General features: G+C 59.7%; 14 protein-coding genes. 8 read left to right on the forward strand and 6 right to left on the reverse strand.

What is annotated here, in order from left to right; genetic code table 11:
• Window positions 1-43: 43 nt before the first annotated feature.
• Both BM300_RS18200 and BM300_RS18205 read right to left on the reverse strand, forming a co-directional pair.
• Window positions 44-937, reverse strand: coding sequence for an alpha/beta hydrolase (locus BM300_RS18200; RefSeq protein WP_063321004.1), 894 nt, complete (start codon window positions 935-937; stop codon window positions 44-46).
• 7 nt (window positions 938-944) lie between these two features.
• A complete protein-coding gene (locus BM300_RS18205) occupies window positions 945-1928 on the reverse strand; it encodes an MBL fold metallo-hydrolase (protein WP_063321005.1) in 984 nt (327 codons plus the stop codon).
• 268 nt (window positions 1929-2196) lie between these two features.
• Here BM300_RS18205 and BM300_RS18210 point away from each other — a divergent pair, with 268 nt between their 5' ends.
• Window positions 2197-2682, forward strand: a complete 486-nt coding sequence (locus tag BM300_RS18210; RefSeq protein ID WP_092143118.1) for a winged helix-turn-helix transcriptional regulator — start codon at window positions 2197-2199, stop codon at window positions 2680-2682.
• Between the two features lie 149 nt (window positions 2683-2831).
• Here the strand turns inward: BM300_RS18210 and BM300_RS18215 are convergent, their stop codons facing one another.
• Together BM300_RS18215 and BM300_RS18220 are read right to left on the reverse strand one after the other, a co-directional pair.
• Window positions 2832-3245 (reverse strand): LysR substrate-binding domain-containing protein, encoded by a 414-nt coding sequence (locus tag BM300_RS18215; RefSeq protein WP_256575845.1) that lies wholly within the window; start codon window positions 3243-3245, stop codon window positions 2832-2834.
• Window positions 3142-4056: a LysR family transcriptional regulator gene (locus BM300_RS18220; RefSeq protein WP_069970812.1), complete on the reverse strand. Its 915-nt coding sequence runs from the start codon at window positions 4054-4056 to the stop codon at window positions 3142-3144. Before BM300_RS18220 ends, BM300_RS18215 begins: the two co-directional genes overlap by 104 nt.
• A 257-nt stretch (window positions 4057-4313) precedes the next feature.
• Between BM300_RS18220 and BM300_RS18225 the strand changes: the two genes are divergently transcribed.
• The 4 genes from BM300_RS18225 to pgm all read left to right on the forward strand — a co-directional run bounded on the left by BM300_RS18225 (window position 4314) and on the right by pgm (window position 10743).
• Window positions 4314-5339, forward strand: a complete 1026-nt coding sequence (locus BM300_RS18225) for a zinc-dependent alcohol dehydrogenase family protein (RefSeq protein WP_092143121.1) — start codon at window positions 4314-4316, stop codon at window positions 5337-5339.
• A gap of 681 nt (window positions 5340-6020) precedes the next feature.
• Window positions 6021-7511, forward strand: a complete 1491-nt coding sequence (locus BM300_RS18230; RefSeq protein ID WP_092143124.1) for a hypothetical protein — start codon at window positions 6021-6023, stop codon at window positions 7509-7511.
• Between the two features lie 96 nt (window positions 7512-7607).
• Window positions 7608-9005 carry an aminotransferase-like domain-containing protein gene (locus BM300_RS18235; RefSeq protein ID WP_092224169.1) on the forward strand — a complete coding sequence of 466 codons (1398 nt, stop codon included), beginning with the start codon at window positions 7608-7610 and terminating at the stop codon, window positions 9003-9005.
• 91 nt (window positions 9006-9096) lie between these two features.
• Entirely contained in the window at window positions 9097-10743 is a 1647-nt protein-coding gene (pgm, locus tag BM300_RS18240) for a phosphoglucomutase (alpha-D-glucose-1,6-bisphosphate-dependent) (protein ID WP_092463484.1), read from the forward strand.
• Window positions 10744-10919: 176 nt separating this feature from the next.
• Here the strand turns inward: pgm and BM300_RS18245 are convergent, their stop codons facing one another.
• Entirely contained in the window at window positions 10920-11615 is a 696-nt protein-coding gene (locus BM300_RS18245; RefSeq protein WP_063321157.1) for a pirin family protein, read from the reverse strand.
• Between the two features lie 236 nt (window positions 11616-11851).
• Between BM300_RS18245 and BM300_RS18250 the strand changes: the two genes are divergently transcribed.
• Together BM300_RS18250 and BM300_RS18255 are read left to right on the forward strand one after the other, a co-directional pair.
• Entirely contained in the window at window positions 11852-14338 is a 2487-nt protein-coding gene (locus tag BM300_RS18250) for a UvrD-helicase domain-containing protein (RefSeq protein ID WP_092463486.1), read from the forward strand.
• Between the two features lie 311 nt (window positions 14339-14649).
• The gene (locus BM300_RS18255; RefSeq protein ID WP_092463488.1) at window positions 14650-15999 is read left to right on the forward strand and encodes a hypothetical protein; all 1350 of its coding nucleotides are present in this window, start codon (window positions 14650-14652) and stop codon (window positions 15997-15999) included.
• A 160-nt stretch (window positions 16000-16159) separates the two neighbouring features.
• Here the strand turns inward: BM300_RS18255 and BM300_RS18260 are convergent, their stop codons facing one another.
• Entirely contained in the window at window positions 16160-16597 is a 438-nt protein-coding gene (locus tag BM300_RS18260) for an Lrp/AsnC family transcriptional regulator (protein ID WP_003202176.1), read from the reverse strand.
• 133 nt (window positions 16598-16730) lie between these two features.
• Between BM300_RS18260 and BM300_RS18265 the strand changes: the two genes are divergently transcribed.
• Complete coding sequence (locus BM300_RS18265) at window positions 16731-17624, forward strand: DMT family transporter (protein WP_092346593.1); 894 nt, start codon at window positions 16731-16733, stop codon at window positions 17622-17624.
• Window positions 17625-17630 lie beyond the last annotated feature (6 nt).

A 17630-nucleotide genomic window follows, 5' to 3' on the forward strand; every position in this document is an offset into this window, starting at 1 on the left:
CTATCGAGTGTCTGCAGTTTTGCAGTGTGTGTGCGTGCGCGTGCTAGTCAGCGAGGTGCCCGATGAGAAACTCGCCGGCTCTCTGGAGCGCGTCGTGGGCCTGGGGCAAAGAGGCTGTTTGAATGTGCCAGACGTGCAACATCTCCGGCCACACCTCAAGGTGCGATTCGCCGCCGGCCGCGCGCACCTTTCGGTCAATTTCAAGCGCGTCGTCGAGCAGTACTTCGTCGCTTCCGACATGTATGAGCAGCGGAGGAAAACCGTGCATGTCGGCGAACAGGGGCGAGATGCGCGGATCCTTCAAATCGTGGTTGCCAGCGTAAGCCGCTACCATCTCCCGCATCGCGCTTGCGTTGACCATTGGGTCGCGGTGAGCCAGTTGCGTTAACGAGGGCAGCGTCAGCGTCAAGTCTGCCCATGGGCTAATGAGTAGCGCTGCTCGCGCGTCCTTGTGGCCTTTCGAGGCTGCATAGGCCAGAACGTTGAGAGCCATGCCCCCGCCACTGGAGTCACCTGTCACGGCGAATGGCTTGCCAAGCGCACGCAGTGCTTCGTAGCCGCGGATGGACTCGTCGTAGGACGCCGGAAATGGGTGCTCAGGTGCCTTGGAGTGGTCCAGAACGATGACCTGGGACTTTGCCGCTCGAGACAGCTCCCCAAGCATGCCTAAATGCGAGGAAGGAGAGCCAGCCACCCAGCCACCACCATGGAAATGGTAGATGACTCGGTCCTTGGAAGCGCCAGGAGCCGTAATCGCCACCGCAGCTACGCCACCGAGTTGGATCGTCTCGACGGTTAGGTCGGCCGCCGGCGGGTTCGCTTGTGAAATGGCCTCCATGCCGACGCGGAGCGTCTCGATGGTGCGTACGGGATGCGCAAAGTCGAAGGCAAACATCGCATCCCGAAGCTCACGGACGGAAGATGAATCGTAAGTCATGGTCAGTTCACTCCAGGTTGAGGAAAGTCGCCGGTACCCAGTCGTAGCCTTCGCCGTTGTCGGCTTTGCGAAGACGGCCCAGGCCAGGGAACGGCATGTGGGCTGCGGCAATCATCGTCTTGTCCGCAGCGAGTTTCACCAGCAGGTCTTCACGCGTTTTGACCGCCGACGCGCTGTCTGAGTCGAAGACGATGCTGATTTCCGGGTGCGGCATTTGGACGGCGCCAACATGAGCTACGTCGCCCCAGATGAGCAGCGACTGACCCTTTGAGGAAATCATGTAGCCGGTGTGACCGGGCGTGTGGCCGGGAATGGCATACGGTGCAATGCCTGGAACGATTTCGGCCATGCCTTCGTACGGCTTCCATTTACCCGCAGCGATATAAGGCGCGGCGCCATCCTGTGCGACCTTGAAGAAGATTTTCGATTCTTCCGGAGCCTTGGCCATGATTTCCTTCGACAGCCAGAAATCGGCGTCGGCCTTCGTCATCATCACGGTCGCGTTCGGAAAGACGCGTTTCCCGTTTTGGTAGATACCGCCAGCATGGTCAGCGTGAAGGTGAGTCAGTAGAACCAGGTCAATCTGCTCCGGCTTGTAGCCGGAGGCCTTCAAGTTCTGCGCGAGCTTGCCCAGTGTAGGAGGGCCCCAGTGACCGCCTGAACCGGTATCGATGAGAACGAGTTTGGAGCCGGTGTTGACGAGGAAGCCTTGGACGGTTGCCGAAACATGCTTGGGATCGTTTTGGAAGGAGCGCGCCAAGAGGGACTGAATGAGCGCGGGATCACCGTGTAGGAGACTGGAGTCGATACTACCGCCGCCGTCATAGAGCGCGGTGACTTCATAGTCGCCAATCATCGTGCGATAGAAGCCTGGAACCTGCTTGTGCTGCATCGGCGCAGCAGCTTGGACCGGAGCTACAGCAGCGAAGGCGCCCGCGAATGCTAACGATACCGCGAGTAGGGTGCGCGAAGTGATGGTGGAGAATTTCATCGTGTTCTTAACCATTGTGTGTGGTGGATATGTAGGTACGTACAGCTGTGATGACCTTCAGCAAAACGCCAACTCATCGTGCCATGTCGCTGTTACCGCCTTTCCGGCCATACGCAGCATCGAATTGCCGGTGTTACCCGTGATGAAAGCCCGGATGTTCGATTTTTTGCCGATCCGCCGGAGCTGTCATAGCGCTTGCATTGTGCAAGTGGTTGAATAATATTCGAGCACCTTGCACAATGCAAGTGGAAATTCAAGGAGAGTAGCTGTGCAACAAACAAGACGATCGGGCTGCCCGATCAACCTGACGCTTGAGCAGATCGGCGACCGCTGGAGCCTGATCGTTATCCGCGATGTCATGTTCGAGAACAGACGCAGTTATGGCGTCCTGCTGGAGAAAAACCAGGAAGGCATCGCCACGAACATCCTCGCAAGTAGGCTGAAACACTTGACCGCGTCTGGCCTGCTGACACGATGCCCGGATCCGAATCACCAGCAGAAAGTAATTTACAGCCTCACGGAAGCAGCAATACAGCTGGTACCTCTGCTCGCGCATGTGGCTGCCTGGGGTGTTCGGCATACGCAGCCGAGCAAGGAAGCGTCTTTGCGCGCGGAGGTGCTGGAGAAGGGCGGCCCTTCACTCTGGAGTGCCTTTATGGATGAACTACGTTACTTGCATCTCGGTGCACCGCGTCCGGAGCGTTCGGTATTGGACCAGCTCAGGGCCGACGACGAGCAGGCGATCGCTACTTAGTAGCCATCTTTGGCGTCATGACATGCAGCATGTGGTGCAAGGCTATCCATGCTCGAATAGCTTCCGCCTTGCGCGAGATGGGGCGTCATCGAGCGCACGCTGTTCATAAACGGGTGATTTTACCTTCGCGCCTTTGAGCCCGACATCGCTTACTCCATTTCGAGCAAGTGCTGCAGGAACAAGCCTGCCGCGACCGACAACGCCGTTCGCGACCTCACGCATACGCTGAGTTCGCGGGAGGCCCACGGCTCATCCAGCCTGATCACCTTCGCTCCGTCCATTTTGTAAATCGCCGCGCTCCCCTCGGGCATGATGCCAATGCCCAGGCCGGCCTGAACCGTCAGGCATAGCGCGTCGTAGCTGGAGACTTCCATTCGGATCCTTAGCGAGCGCCCCAGGTCGTTGGCCGCCTTGATCAACTGAAAGTTGAGATGAGTGCCACTGCGCAGTGAAAATCCATCACAGGCTATCCGGATCCCCGAAGAACATCTGAATCCGCGACCGCAACCAACGCTCCCCAGGATCGTTGTCCTGGGATCCGCGCCAAGCCATGTGCAGCTCAAAGCTACGCACTGGAATCGGTGGGTCTTCGGCGCGTACGCCGCCGGCGGCGGTCAGGGCGTCGGCGGTGTAGTCAGGGACGGTGGCGATGATGTCGGTGCCCGACAGCAGCGTGCTCAGGCCATTGAATTGCGGTACGGCCAGCACCACATGGCGCTTGCGGTCGAGTTTCGCCAGCTCTTCATCGATGAAACCGCTCAAATCACCCGCGAAAGACACCAGGGCATGGGGGCGAGCACAGAATTCGTCCAGGGTCAGTCGTCCCGGCGCGGTGTCGGCCCGCAACACTTTGGGCAAGCTGCGTCGCAGGACCTTGCGCTTGGCGTTGGCCGGCAGGTCGTCGGTGTAGCTGACACCGATGGAGATTTCACCGGACGCCAGCAAACCAGGCATCAGAATGTAGTTGACCCGGCGCACCACCAGCACGATGCCGGGCGCCTCGGCCCGCAGGCGCTTGAGCAGCATCGGCAGCAGGGCGAATTCGGCGTCGTCCGACAGGCCAATGCGAAACACCGAGGTGCTGGTGGCCGGGTCGAATTCCGCCGCCCGGCTGACCGCCGTGGAAATCGAATCCAGGGCCGGGGAGAGCAGGGCGAAGATCTCGACCGCCCGGGCCGAAGGCTCCATGCTGCGACCGGTACGTACGAACAACGGGTCATCGAACAGGCTGCGCAGGCGCGACAGCGCGGCGCTGATGGCCGGTTGGCCTAGGAACAGTTTCTCGGCCGCGCGAGTCACACTGCGTTCATGCATCAATGTTTCGAACACGATCAACAGGTTCAGGTCGACACGCCGCAGGTCATTACGATTCATCTGGGGTCCTGGCAGATTCGGCAAGCTTGACGTGAGCGGCCATATGGGAACAATGGCCGGCATGAATCTTACGGGGAAAGACTGGTACTCTGCACCGGCTAATTGAGTTTTCTTAGGTTAAGTCCTACGCAATGGCTTGGTTTTTCTTGCTGCGGAATCAATGACAGGCATGTCGACTATTAATAGCCACTGATGGTCTTGGGTACAAAGCCCGGATAGAGTTCATGGCATTAGAGGTTACTTTGACGAGGTTTGCGATGTCCCGCACGATCCGTTTTCACAAGTTTGGTGGTGCCGAGGTGCTCAAATGCGAAGAGCATACGGCGGCTCTTCCTGCGCCAGGAGAAGTGCAGGTCCGCGTCGAAGCGATCGGCATCAGTTGGTACGACACCTTGTGGCGCCAGAACCTGGCGTCGTCCCAGGCGCGCCTGCCTTCGGGCCTGGGCCATGAAATGGCCGGCGTGGTCACGGCCGTCGGCGACGGCGTCGATGACTTGGCCGTGGGCGACAAGGTCGCCAGTTTTCCGGCCGAAAGCCCGAACGATTATCCGGTGTACGGTGAGGTCATCGTGCTGCCACGCACCGCCCTGACCCGTTATCCCGACGTGCTCAGCCCGATCGAAGCCGCCGTGCATTACACGCCGCTGCTGATCGCCTATTTCGCCTACATGGACCTGGCACGGGTCAAGCCGGGGCAATTCGCCCTGGTCACCGATGCCAGTCATTGCGCCGGTCCTTCCTTCGTACAACTGGGCAAGGCCCTGGGTGTGCGGGTGATCGCGGCCACCAAGACGGCTGAAGAGCGTGAGTACCTGTTGTCGCTGGGCGCCGAAAAGGTCATCGTCACCGAAGAGCAGGACTTGCTGATGCAAATCAACAAGCTCACCGACAACCGTGGCGTCGATGTGGTCTTCGACGGCCTCGGCGGGCCGCAGATGTCGCTGCTGGGTGACGTGTTGGCACCGCGTGGCAGCCTGGTGCTGTATGGCTTGCAGGGCGGCAACCAGACGCCGTTTCCAGCCTGCGCGGCGTTCCAGAAGAACATTCAGTTCTTTGTGCACTGCATCGGCAATTTCACCGGCAAACCGGAACTGGGCATTCTCCAGGACCAGGTGGCCTTGCAACGAGCACTGCGCGATATCAATCAACTGACCGCCGACCGTGTGCTGTTGCCACTCAAGACTCGGGTCTTCCCGTTCTCCGAGTTTGTCGAGGCTCACCGTTACATGGGCGAATGCCCTTGCCGTGAACGTGTTGCCCTTCAGGTCATCGACCCGGTCTGAACCCTGCCTTGCGCAAGAGTCATCACCTGGGCTCTTGCGCTGCCTTCGTCCTGACACCTTCTTATCCTTTCTGACGGCACCTCCTGCCTGGCGGTGCTGCGTTCTTACCTGGCCTTTCGTGCCTTGAATGGCCTGTCCCGGTTCGCTCAAGCCTGAAACGGTCTGCCGACCAACATCTGAACTGGTTTTTGCCCTCAATCTGTATCTTCTAATCATTGTTTAAGTCTTGATAATTGAACGCTGATTTCCATATCAAGGAAGAAGTCGTGGTGCTGTATAACTTTTTCGAAGGTCTTCATCCTTCAAGATGCATTCAAGGGGCAATAAACGTTAATGGGTGCGGGGCTATCTATCGACCCCGGGGAAAACAGGGCGGGGTAGAGAGTCAATTAAAGTTCGGCAAGTTCTTTATTTCTCGTACTCATTGTCTGTGGGACGTTGTCGGAATTCTCCTAGGACGTGCCGTTTGGTCGGTTAGGCCCCCTGATTTAAAGGCTTTCGGCGGAGGGTTGCTGGGGCGTGAGCCGACTCTCAGTATATGTATCAAATAATTACAACAAGCAATGCTCGAGCGTATTGCTAATACTCTTTGAGTGCTAGAACAATCATCTAGACCAACACGTCGTGCAGTCACGTTGGTGCGGGTGCGACGCCGATAGTTGAATTTCCAGGTAAATGGCTATGAGTGCAATTCATGAGCAGGCAATGACTCACGTGTATCAACAGATACTGCAACGACTGTCAGGTTTTTATTCCCGGGCAGAACGTACCGCGTTGCAGCTTTTGATCCAGCGTTTAATTGTCGCCGCCGGAGGCATCGAGCGGATTGGCGATTATCGCGTGTTGACGGTCCTGAACGGGAGCCGGGAAAGCTTTTATGTGCTGACCGCCTTGCGGGCCGCACAGCTGAGTATCGCGGGGCGACATCCGGTGACCTTCACCTTGCGTGTCGCCACGCCACGCTTGAGCGAAACCACCCAGGCGACGCTGGAAAACATCCACCGCTGCTACAGCGCGCTGTTTGTCTACGATGATCCCCGGGTCGAATTGCTGATGGCGGATAACCGCGAGGTGTTGCCGTTCAATCACCGGCAGCCCTTGTCGGTGGCAGGGCACGAAGCCAATCGCATGGACCTGCTGGTCCTGGGGCATCTTCGTGCGGTCGACAGCCCCTTGGAGATTGGGGATGACGGCTACCTGGCGATGGCCGAATTCTATCGGCATATGGCTCGCTGGGAGTCGGGCGTGGATTCGTTGGTCAGCAGCGATACACCGCGCCAGCAAAAACAATTCATATCAGGCCTTCGCCGCGCGACTCGCAAGATCGGCCTGCAGACCGAGCACGCCTGCGGTTTCGACAACCTCTTTGCCCACCTCGACACCCTGGGTGGTGATATCTACCGGCATTTCTATGGGCCGGATCGCCTCGATGCCTGGAGGCCCGAGGGTCACTTCGAGGCTTGCCGGCGAGTGGGCCACGTCGGCATCGACGACCTGATCGTCGTTCGTTCGGAGGGGACCAACTGGCCGCTCTTCAACGAGTTCCTGCGGGTGCAGACCGAGGGGCTTGTGCCATCGGCGCCTGAAAACGAATACATCAGCCCGCTGCTGTCGGCCCATCTGCACGGTCTGCAGGCCTGCTACCTGCATGGACGCAGCTATGAAACCGGCTATGGAGACTACGCGCAGCGAGCGATCATGATCATGCATCGCAAGCAACTGCCGGAACACGCCTGCGAACAGGCCCGGGCACTGTTCGGCTCACCGTCGTCGATTCCCGAGCGTCGTGCCTACGCCGCCCTTGAAGCGCAAAAGATCCTGGGGCTCAGCGAAACGCAACTGGTGTGCATGCTGTTCGCGCCCTTCGTGGGGCAGGGTGCGGGCCTGGAGCATTTCCTGCGTTGCTGCCATCCCGGCATGCTGGTGGCGATGCCGGACCTGCACAAGGCCATGCAGGGCGCGACCGTCGTCGATCAGGTTGCGCAGTGGATGGTCGAGGTCAGCGGCCTGCCCATCGACATCCTTGGCAAGCTGTACCGGGCGAGCGTCTCACTGCCGGAACAACCGGACATTGCCCCGGGCGCCGATCTGCAGCAGACCATTGACGGCATCGACACTGCAGAAGCCGGGTCGCCTGCCGATGGGCTGCATGAACGCTCGGCAAGGCATTGAGGAACGAGGTTTGACGCAATCATCTACCTCGTCCCCAGTCCTTGTACCCGGTGTTGCGACTGGGTCGGCGGCGACCCGCTGTCCTGGCCTGAGCCGATGAAAGGTTGCCGGGAGACAGGCTTCGCCTACCAGGCGGTTTATCGCTACCTGACCACGCTGATCAACGAGCTGGAGGTTGATGCGCGGGTTCGCCTGCCGTCGCTGCGGCAACTGGCCGAGCGTCTGAACGTATCGATATCGACCATTCAGTACGCGTATTCGCTGCTGGAAAAGGAAGGGCGGGTCTATTCGATCGCCAAGTCCGGCTACTACGCGCTGCCAGTGCCCAGCATGGCCACCCTGGACGGCGGTGACGATTTGCTCGAGACCCTGTACGTCAATGCCCGACGACCAGGCATGCGGGTGCTCAGTGCGGACGAACCGGCGTCGATGCAGCCATTGGACAGCCCGCTGTTGCTGCTCGAACGCGAACTGCTGCGCCAGTACCCACGCTCCTCGCAGACACCCTCGCAACCCTGGGGTGAGCTGGAGCTGCGCACCGCGCTGGCTGCCCGCTACACGTCTTCGCCGGCCCGTTGCTGGAATGCCGATGACGTCTACATTGGCGCCGACCTGCGTGGCGTGCTGGAGATCCTGATCGCGGTGCTGGCACTGCGCGGGTCCGCCGTGCTGATCGAATCGCCCTGCGATTGGGCAGTGTTGCGCCTGCTGCAGTCGGCGGAGGTCAACGTCATCGAGCTGCCACTGCTGACCAGTGGCGAGCTCAATGTCGAGCAACTGGAACAACTGCTGGTGAACGAAACTGTACGCCTGGTGGTGCTGTCGTCGGTCTTGAACATGCCGAGGGGGACGCTCGTTCCTGAAGAGAACCGTCGTGCCATCGCGCATCTGCTGGAGCGGCACGGAACTTGGGTGCTGGAGAACGATAGCCATACGGACCTGGCGTTCGAGGCGAGGGGGACGCCTTTTCGAGACTTGCTCGACCCGGACCGGCTGATCGTCTATTCGACGTTCGAGAAAACCATCGGGCCAGAGGCGCCGTATGGCTACGTGTTGTCGCGCCAGTTGACCCTGCACCTGCAGCGACATTTCCTGTTGCGTGCGTTTTGCTTGTCGCCGATTCGCCAGAAAGCCATCGCCCGGCTGTACAGCAACGGTCGGATTGACCAGCATTTGCTGGTGTTGCGGCGCCTGCTGCGCGAAAGCGCGGTTTCGACGACGCAATTGCTGCGCGAGCGGCTAGGGGATAGCCTGCAATGGGCAGAACCTCAAGGTGGTGCGACGATCTGGATGCAATCGACGCGACGGGTCGACTTGCGGCGGGTCTTCCATCGGCTGCTTGCCCAGCGAATCGTCATCGCGCCAGGGGAGTTGTTCAGCCTCCAGGGCCTGTATGCGCAACATATGCGCCTCACCCATGCCCTTAACGGGCCACAGGACATGGACGCGGCCCTCTGCGCGCTGGCCGATGCCTTGAGACTCGAACAGGCGTAGTCGGCAGCAATGGATCGAACCCATCGCGCCATGGTCGAACTGTCAGTAAACTGCACCCCATTTACCGAGCCACTCCACTCAGAGGTTTTGCATGACAGTCAGTCCATTTGCGGGCAAGCCGGCACCGGCAGAGTTGTTGATCGATATCCCGCGACTGGTGACGGCCTACTACACCGGCCGACCCGATGCCTCGGTTGCGACCCAGCGCGTGGCTTTTGGCACTTCCGGGCACCGTGGCAGCTCCTTCGACCTGGGCTTCAACGAATGGCACGTGTTGGCCATCAGCCAGGCGATCTGTCTGTACCGCGAAGCCCAGGGCATCAACGGGCCGCTGTTTGTCGGTATCGACACCCACGCGCTATCGACCCCGGCGGGCGCCAGCGCGCTGGAAGTATTCGCGGCCAATGGCGTCACCGTAATGATCGCCGAAGGCGATGAATACACCCCGACACCGGCGGTTTCCCACGCCATTCTCTGCTACAACCGTGGCCGCACCTCGGGCCTGGCGGACGGTATCGTCATCACGCCGTCCCACAACCCACCGCAAAGTGGCGGTTACAAGTACAACCCTACCAACGGTGGCCCGGCCGATACCCACATCACCAAATGGATCGAAGCCAAGGCCAACGAATTGCTGGCCAACCAGCTCGCCGGCGTCAAGCGCGTCAGCTACGAGCAGGCCCTGAAAGCCGATACCACCCACCGTCACGACTATGTAAACACCTACGTGGCAGACCTGATCAACGTCATCGATTTCGATGCCATCCGTACTGCCGGGTTGCGTCTGGGCGTCGATCCGTTGGGCGGCGCGGGCGTGCGCTACTGGCCGGCCATTGCCGAGCATTACCGCCTGGACCTGGAAGTGGTGAACACTCACGTGGATTCCACCTTCCGTTTCATGACCGTCGACTGGGACGGGCAGATCCGCATGGACCCGTCCTCCAGCCATGCGATGCAAGGGTTGATTGGCCTGAAGGAACGTTTCGACGTGGCCTTTGCCTGCGACCCGGACCATGACCGCCATGGCATCGTGACCCCGTCCGGTGGCCTGTTGGCGCCGAACAACTACCTGGCGGTCTCCATCGACTATCTGTTCCAGAATCGCCCGCAATGGCGCGCCGATGCCGCCGTGGGCAAGACGGTGGTCAGCAGCGGCCTGATCGATCGCGTGGCCAAGCGCTTGGGGCGCCGCCTCTATGAAGTGCCGGTGGGCTTCAAGTGGTTTGCCGATGGCCTGTTCGATGGTTCCCTGGGCTTTGGGGGTGAAGAAAGTGCCGGTGCTTCGTTCCTGCGCAAGGACGGCGGCGTCTGGAGTACCGACAAGGACGGCCTGATCCCTGCGCTGTTGGCAGCTGAAATGACCGCGCGCACCGGTCGCGACCCGAGCCAGGCCTACCGCGCGTTGACTGACGAGCTGGGCGAACCCTTCTCGGTACGCGTCGATGCCAAGGCCAGCCCCCAACAGAAGGCGCTGTTGAGCAAGCTTTCGCCCGATCAGGTGGCCTCCACCGAACTGGCCGGGGAGAAGATCCAGAATATCCTCAGCCATGCGCCGGGCAATGACCAGGCCATTGGCGGCTTGAAGGTCATGACCGAAAACGGCTGGTTTGCGGCACGCCCGTCCGGGACCGAGGATATCTACAAGATCTACGCCGAAAGCTTCCTTGGCGATGCGCACCTCAAGCAATTGGTGGCTGAGGCGCAAACGTTGGTGGATGGGGCTATCACCAGCAAGTGATACATGTGATGTGAGCTTTGTGGTGAGGGAGCTTGCTCCCGCTGGGCTGCGCAGCAGCCCCCCTCAAGCTCACTCAATCGACCTGATCCACCGCGTCGCCGGGTTCTAGGGCCGCTGCGCCACCCAGCGGGAGCAAGCTCCCTCGCCACAAGAGCAGCAGTGCTGCGATGCAGGGGTTAGGCGAGGTCAACGAGCACGATTTCGCTGTCTTCGATCGCGGTCACTCGCAATATCCGTTCATCTTCAATCGCAACACCGTCTCGAGCTTGTGCACGCAAGCCATTGATTTCTATCAATCCTGTGGCCGGCACAAGATAAGCTCGACGTGCGGCGTCCAGCCGATACTCCGCACTTTCACCCGCCTTGAGATTGGCCGCTACCAGTCGTGCGTCGGCGCGAATGCGCAGGCTCTGGTCATCGCCGGCCTTGCCACTGGCCAACGTCACGAAGCCTTCGCGCGAGTCCTTGGGAAACGGCTTGGCCCCCCATGACGGTGCCAGGCCTTCTTCGTTGGGGATGATCCATATCTGGAAGATGCGGGTGGCCGTCGACTCCAGATTGTATTCGCTATGGGCAATGCCGGTGCCGGCGCTCATGACCTGTACATCACCGGCCTGCGTACGGCCTTTGTTACCCAGATTATCCTGATGGCTGATCGCGCCTTCGCGCACATAGGTGATGATTTCCATGTCCCGGTGCGGGTGTTGGGGAAAACCGCTGCCAGGGGCGATGACATCATCGTTCCAGACGCGCAGGTTGCCCCAATGCATGCGTTGCGGGTCGTAATACTCGGCGAACGAAAAATGGTGGTGGGCATCCAACCAGCCGTGGTTGGCGGCGCCCAAGGTGGCGAAGGGCCTGAGTTCGAGCATGTTCGTGTCCTTTTCGCTGGGAGCGAAAGCGATGGTTGATGGCGCTATTCTCGCGAAGGAAATCATCGACAAAAAGCGTAAAAAACGCGTCAAACCTATCGACTAACCAGATATTAATTCGTGAGCCAACTTTCACTTCATCGCCTAAACCCATGACTTAAAAGCTTTTGGGTGGAACCTGACGGCAAATACAGACACCATAGCCGTCATGGTTCATGAACACCGGAGTCCCCAGCGTGGCGCAACACACTCCCGATCTTCCCCCCGAGCTTTTATCCCTGGCCCAGATGCCGCTGTTCAAGCGCCTGGTCGCCCGATTCTTCGGCCATGGCCTGACACGCCTGCGAGCCCAACATCGTGCCTCCTGGTTGCATGGCCAGGCCGACGGTTTCCGCAGCGGTCATACCGCCGGTTTTGACTATGGATACAAGGAAGGCCGGGCCGAAGGGCTTGAGGAAGGCCGTCAGGTCCTGTTGATCCGTGATTCGCGCAGCACGGAGCATCCGGCACCGCAGGTCGATGATCTGCTGTTCGATGACTGGCGCCTGCCGCTGACCGCTGAGTTGAAGAAACGCATCAAGGCAGATGTCGCCCGATTGCTGCCGGTCCATGCACAACCGAGTGCCGCGCAATGGAAGATGATTTTCAGCGACACACCCTCGACCTCGGTGGTCGCCGGGGCCGGGGCGGGCAAGTCCACCACCCTGGTGCTGCGCATTGTGCTGTTGTCCCATTACCTGGGTTTCGAATTGGACTCGATGACCGTGGTGACGTTTACCCGGGAATCGCGTAAGGATTTCATCCAGAAACTGATCGAAGTGTTTGCCCTGTGGGGACGTACCGTCAGCCTCAAGGAAGCTCGGGACTTGGTGCGGACATTCCATTCGCGAATCTTGCCCATGGTCCGCAGCCTGCCCGGGTTCGAACGGCTCCAGGCGTTCGAGACCCTGAGCCATCGCGCCGAAGCGGGTGACGATGATGCCCAGGGCAATCCTTTTGATTTGCGCATCAATGACGCCCAGCGCCAGCAACTCAACGCCTGTTATTACAACCTTTACCAGCGTGACCCGCGTTTCCGTGAGCTGATCCTGCCGTTGTCCCGCCACGCGCTGCAGCTCAAGGAACTGGAGCGCGATCACCCGGATGTACAAAAGCGGGTCGCCGTGACCGCGCTGGCAGCCCAGCGCGACGAAGAGTTGTGCGATGCCGTCGAAGACCTGTGGTTGCGCGCCGGTGCATGGCCGATCAAGGGTATCGAGCCGAAACGACAAGCGTTCGAGATCAATGGGTCGACGTTCCACTGCCATGGTTACGCGCCTTCCCTGGATGCCTGGGTAATACTGGGGTTCGATCCACGGGAAGACGCCCGGCTCAGTCGTCCGGGCGCCAAGTTGAGCATCCGCGCGGAATGGGCGGTCAAGCGCACCCTGTTTCAAGCTTTCTGTCGTAAGCCACTGATATGGCTTGAAAGTTATGAGGTGTCAAAACGTGTATTAGCATCAATGGCCGGCGATGCCAGTGCCGGGCCAGGGTTCGATTACAAGGTCAAGGGCGAGCTGGGTTCGGCACCGTTGCTGGACTGCTTTGTCGCGGCGGCAGGCTTTATCGAGAACCTAGGCCTGGACGTCCCGGATGCCGTGGGTCGGATGTCCTTTGCCCAGGATGACCCCGATCGGTATTTCTTCGAGGCGCTGAGTCGCTACTGGCGGGCATTCGAAGACCATCTGCTCGACCAATCGCCGCCGGTCATGACCTACAACCGCATGTTTGCGCTGTTCAGCGAACACTCGCCGGAAAACTTCAAGTTGCTGGGGGATGCGTTGCTCCGGCCGCTTTCGCACCTGATGATCGACGAATTCCAGGACGTGTCGCCGCAGATCGTCTCCTGGCTGCGAGCCAGTCTTCGGGAAATACGCGGCCGTGGTCCCGCGATGCACGTGGGGCGCGGCGCCCAGCGTTCTTCCTTGTTGTGTGTCGGGGATGATTGGCAATCGATCTATGGCTGGCGCGGCAGTTCACCGAGCTATTTCATGGCATTCAACCAGCAATTCCCGTCGCCGACGACGACCCGGGTCATGCTCACTGACAACTATCGCAGCCACCAATACATCATCGATGCGGCCGAGCATATTGTTCGCGCCGCTGCGGCTATCCCAGGCAAGAAGGCCAAGGCCAGTGGCGTGTCTCGCTCGCTGAGCCCGGTCAATGTGTTGGATCGAGACGATGAAGGGCTGGCGCGGCGACTGGATGAGCACTACCGCAAGGGTGATTCGATCTTGATGCTGTATCGAAAAAGCAGCGATAAGCTATTGATAGAAAAGTATATTCAGCCAACAGTTAATGTGGATTCTAGCTTGCCGTGGGAGGCGAGGCGGCTCAGGCAGATGACTTACCACAGTGCCAAAGGGCTCCAGGCCGATGCGGTGTTCCTGCTGGGCGACTGCCAGCACCTGAGCAGTTCACCCTACAAGAACCAGGTCTACCGAATGGCCGGGCTAGGCAAGGACGGTGATGCCGAACCTTACGACTCGGCGCAAAAGGACGAAATCCTGCGCCTGGCATATGTGGGCATCACTCGTGCGGTGCAGCACTGTTACTGGTACGTCGATGGCCAGGACGGCCAGGCGGCCAATGGGCCCAAGGCTTCGGATCGTATTGCCGGGGACAAGCCCTTTTTTGCTGACCATCGCCGGAGCGTGGCAAATGGCCGGCAAAAAGCCTGAAGCATGATGGCACCTTTGGATAAATGATCTACACCTATGGCAAGGGATTGCATTGCCAAGGTCGGCATGCGGTTGATCGATCGATCACCGCGCGAAATCTTCGCCACGCTCCCTCGATATCGTTCCCACCCGGCTGCCAGAGCCAGGCCTGACCGTGCCCGCTTGGCGGGCGCCAAGGAGGTGCGTCACATCGCTGAGCGTGGACCGTGAGCAGGTCTGGCATCGTGCCAACGCCTGATAACAGAAGGAGGCCCTGCGCATCGCTCAACCCTTCGATGGGACGGCAGGCGTCTCCCGATAAGGAGATATCGATGAAGCATTTCCAAGGAAAGATCGTTGCACTACTGGCCCTGACCGGCACGTTGTCCATGGCTGGCGCCCAGGCCGGGACGTTCCCTGATTACGGCTTCGCGCCACCCAAAAGTTCGTATCCCTCCGCATTTTTCCGGCTCAGTCAGGACTACCCCACCGTGGCGCCGGGCCCGACTTCGATGCCGTCGTTTTTCAAGCACCTGCCCGCCAATTTCAGCAATGATTTTGAAAGCTGGCGCACCTATATGAACGAGGTAAAGAACTACTGCCTGGAGGGCAATACGGAAGTCGGCTGGAACGTGCAGAAAAACAAGGTTCGTCAGTGGTATCACATGCCTTGGCAACACTATGGCCCCAACGGTCGTGAAGCTATTCACGGGCTGACCAAAGAGGCGCCTATCCAGCCCAAACAGTTGGCGAGTACCCAAACCGTGAATGGCCAGACCTATGCGGTCGGCATCTATAACGATATAGGGGCGTACACCATCGGCCAGGTTTGGAAGGATCCGCAGAACCCTGACCCGAGCTACACCTCGCAACCAAAGGGATTTCCCAATGGCACAGTGGTGTGCAAGGCGTTGTTCGCAGACATCGATATCAGTACGGTGCCCTCGCTGGTCAATCCGGTACTTTGGAGTGCCTACACCACCAAGGACTTCTACTCAACCAAACGCGCCATCACCAAAGTCGCGTTGATTCAGATGGACATCGCCGTCCGGGACACGCGCGTCAAAGATACCGGCTGGTTGTTCGGCACCTTTCAGTACAACGGTGCGATGACCGGTAAATCGGGCTGGGACAACCTGGTGCCGGTGGGAATCATGTGGGGGAACGATCCGAAGGAGAACGGCAACGCGTTCACCAACCCGACGCCGACTGAAACCAAGATCAACCCGACGTTGAAGCAGACCGCGATCAATGCCAATACCAAGGAGCTGCCACCGACCCACCTTGGCTGGAACGGCCGCCTCAACGGCCCCGTGGACAATCCTCAGGCCTCTTGCCTGAGTTGCCATATGACCGCCGAGTACCAGCAATTGGCGCCAATGAATCCGACCTTCCAAGCCAACCCGCCACCGGTGGGAGGCGAGGAATGGATGAAATGGTTCCAGAACATCCCGGCTGGACAGCCGTTTTCGCCGGGCACCCGCAGCACGGACTACAGCCTGCAATTGTCCGGCGCCCTGGCGAACTTCTATGAATGGAAATGCAACCACAGCGGAATCTATGCCGACGGCAAGAATGCTTGCGCTAAAGTCCAGCCCCTTAACCTGATGAAGGCGAGCAATGCGCCTGAACAAGAGGTGTTTAAAGTACAGCGCAGCCCTGAACTGGAAGAGCTCAAGTAGCGTGCCCCCGGCCTCGGACAAGCGCCGAGGCCGGACTTCCTGTGGGGGCGAGCTTGCTCGCGAAAAGGCCGGCACATCCAGCTTCGGTGTGACTGACCCGCCGTCATCGCGAGCAAGCCCGCTCCCACCGGGCCATGCGTTCGCTCAAACCAGGCGGCACCTAAGCCATCGGCGGCAACCGCCGCTTGACGGGCGTCTTCTTGACGATGGCCGTATTGGTCTCGGCGTGGACATTGAGTTTGTCCAGCAAGGTATCCAGCTGTTCCATCGAACGCACGTGCAGGCGGGCGATGAAGCAATCGTCGCCGGTCACCTTGTCGCATTCGGTGAATTCAGCGATGGCCTGGATCTGCCGCTCCACTTCCTGCAACTGCCCCGGCAGCGGGCGGATACGCACGATGGCCTGGAGTTGATAGCCGAAGCACTTGGGGTCCACTTCGACGGTGTAGCCCCTGAGCACACCACGTTCTTCGAGCCGGCGAAGGCGCTCGGCGACACTGGGGGAGGACAGGCCACTGAGGTTTGCCAGGGCCTTGAGGGAGCGTCGGGAATCTTCCATCAGGGCACTGATGAGAATCTGGTCAATATCGTCAGTCATTTCAACTCCATTAGGCGAATGTGTGAAGTTGCCTTGATAAAAAAGGTCGAATCGCAGTTTAGCCTTTTTCAAACCATGGAGAAGCCTCCCGACGGCTCGGCATACTGTGCCCACTTGCTGAAGGAGCCTGAAGATGGACAAGACCTTACGCCGCGGTTCGCTGGAAATGACTGCCGCCATGCTGATCTCCGGAACCATTGGTTGGTTCGTGCTGGTTTCCGGCCTGCCGGTGCTGGATGTGGTGTTCTGGCGCTGCGTGTTCGGCGCCGTGACCTTGCTGCTGATCTGCGCCGGTTTCGGCTTTTTGCGCCCCGGCATCCTCACCCGTACCACTTTCCTGCTGGCGGTACTCAGCGGTGTGGCGATCGTCGGCAACTGGGTATTGTTGTTTGCCTCCTATTCCCGCGCCTCGATTGCCATCGGCACGGCGGTGTACAACGTCCAGCCGTTCATGTTGGTGGGGTTGGCGGCGCTGTTTCTGGGGGAAAAAATCACCGCGCAGAAACTGTTCTGGCTGGCGGTGTCGTTTCTCGGAATGCTGGCCATCGTCAGTGCCCATGGCGAGCAAGGGCAGGGTGGCGATGAATATCTGCTGGGTATTGCCTTGGCGCTGGGGGCTGCGTTGCTGTACGCCATCGCGGCGTTGATCATCAAGCGCCTGACCGGCACGCCGCCTCATCTGATCGCGCTGATCCAGGTTAGCACCGGCGTGTTGCTGTTGGCGCCCTGGGCGAACTTCTCGGCGTTGCCGCAGCAAACCGAAGCCTGGGCCAGCCTGCTGACCCTGGGCATGGTGCACACCGGCGTGATGTATGTGTTGCTGTACAGCGCCATACAACGCTTGCCGACCGCGTTGACCGGTGCACTGTCGTTCATCTACCCGATCGCAGCGATCTTCGTCGACTGGTTCGCCTTTGGCCATCGCCTGGAGCCGCTGCAATGGTTGGGCGTGGCGGCGATCCTGCTGGCGGCTGCCGGCATGCAACAGGGCTGGGGCATCAAGTCGCGGCGCCCAGTCCTGTCGTAGCCCACC

Origin of the sequence: Pseudomonas sp. NFACC46-3, from assembly GCF_900114515.1 — a bacterium.
GTDB classification, from domain to species: Bacteria; Pseudomonadota; Gammaproteobacteria; order Pseudomonadales; family Pseudomonadaceae; genus Aquipseudomonas; species Aquipseudomonas fluorescens_Q.

Coding starts and splice junctions, on each gene's coding strand:
- BM300_RS18200 (WP_063321004.1), bottom strand. CDS start 937: ATGACTTACGATTCATCTTCCGTCCGTGAGCTTCGGGATGCGATGTTT.
- BM300_RS18205 (WP_063321005.1), bottom strand. CDS start 1,928: ATGAAATTCTCCACCATCACTTCGCGCACCCTACTCGCGGTATCGTTA.
- BM300_RS18220 (WP_069970812.1), bottom strand. CDS start 4,056: ATGAATCGTAATGACCTGCGGCGTGTCGACCTGAACCTGTTGATCGTG.
- BM300_RS18225 (WP_092143121.1), top strand. CDS start 4,314: ATGTCCCGCACGATCCGTTTTCACAAGTTTGGTGGTGCCGAGGTGCTC.
- BM300_RS18230 (WP_092143124.1), top strand. CDS start 6,021: ATGAGTGCAATTCATGAGCAGGCAATGACTCACGTGTATCAACAGATA.
- BM300_RS18235 (WP_092224169.1), top strand. CDS start 7,608: ATGAAAGGTTGCCGGGAGACAGGCTTCGCCTACCAGGCGGTTTATCGC.
- pgm (WP_092463484.1), top strand. CDS start 9,097: ATGACAGTCAGTCCATTTGCGGGCAAGCCGGCACCGGCAGAGTTGTTG.
- BM300_RS18245 (WP_063321157.1), bottom strand. CDS start 11,615: ATGCTCGAACTCAGGCCCTTCGCCACCTTGGGCGCCGCCAACCACGGC.
- BM300_RS18255 (WP_092463488.1), top strand. CDS start 14,650: ATGAAGCATTTCCAAGGAAAGATCGTTGCACTACTGGCCCTGACCGGC.
- BM300_RS18260 (WP_003202176.1), bottom strand. CDS start 16,597: ATGACTGACGATATTGACCAGATTCTCATCAGTGCCCTGATGGAAGAT.
- BM300_RS18265 (WP_092346593.1), top strand. CDS start 16,731: ATGGACAAGACCTTACGCCGCGGTTCGCTGGAAATGACTGCCGCCATG.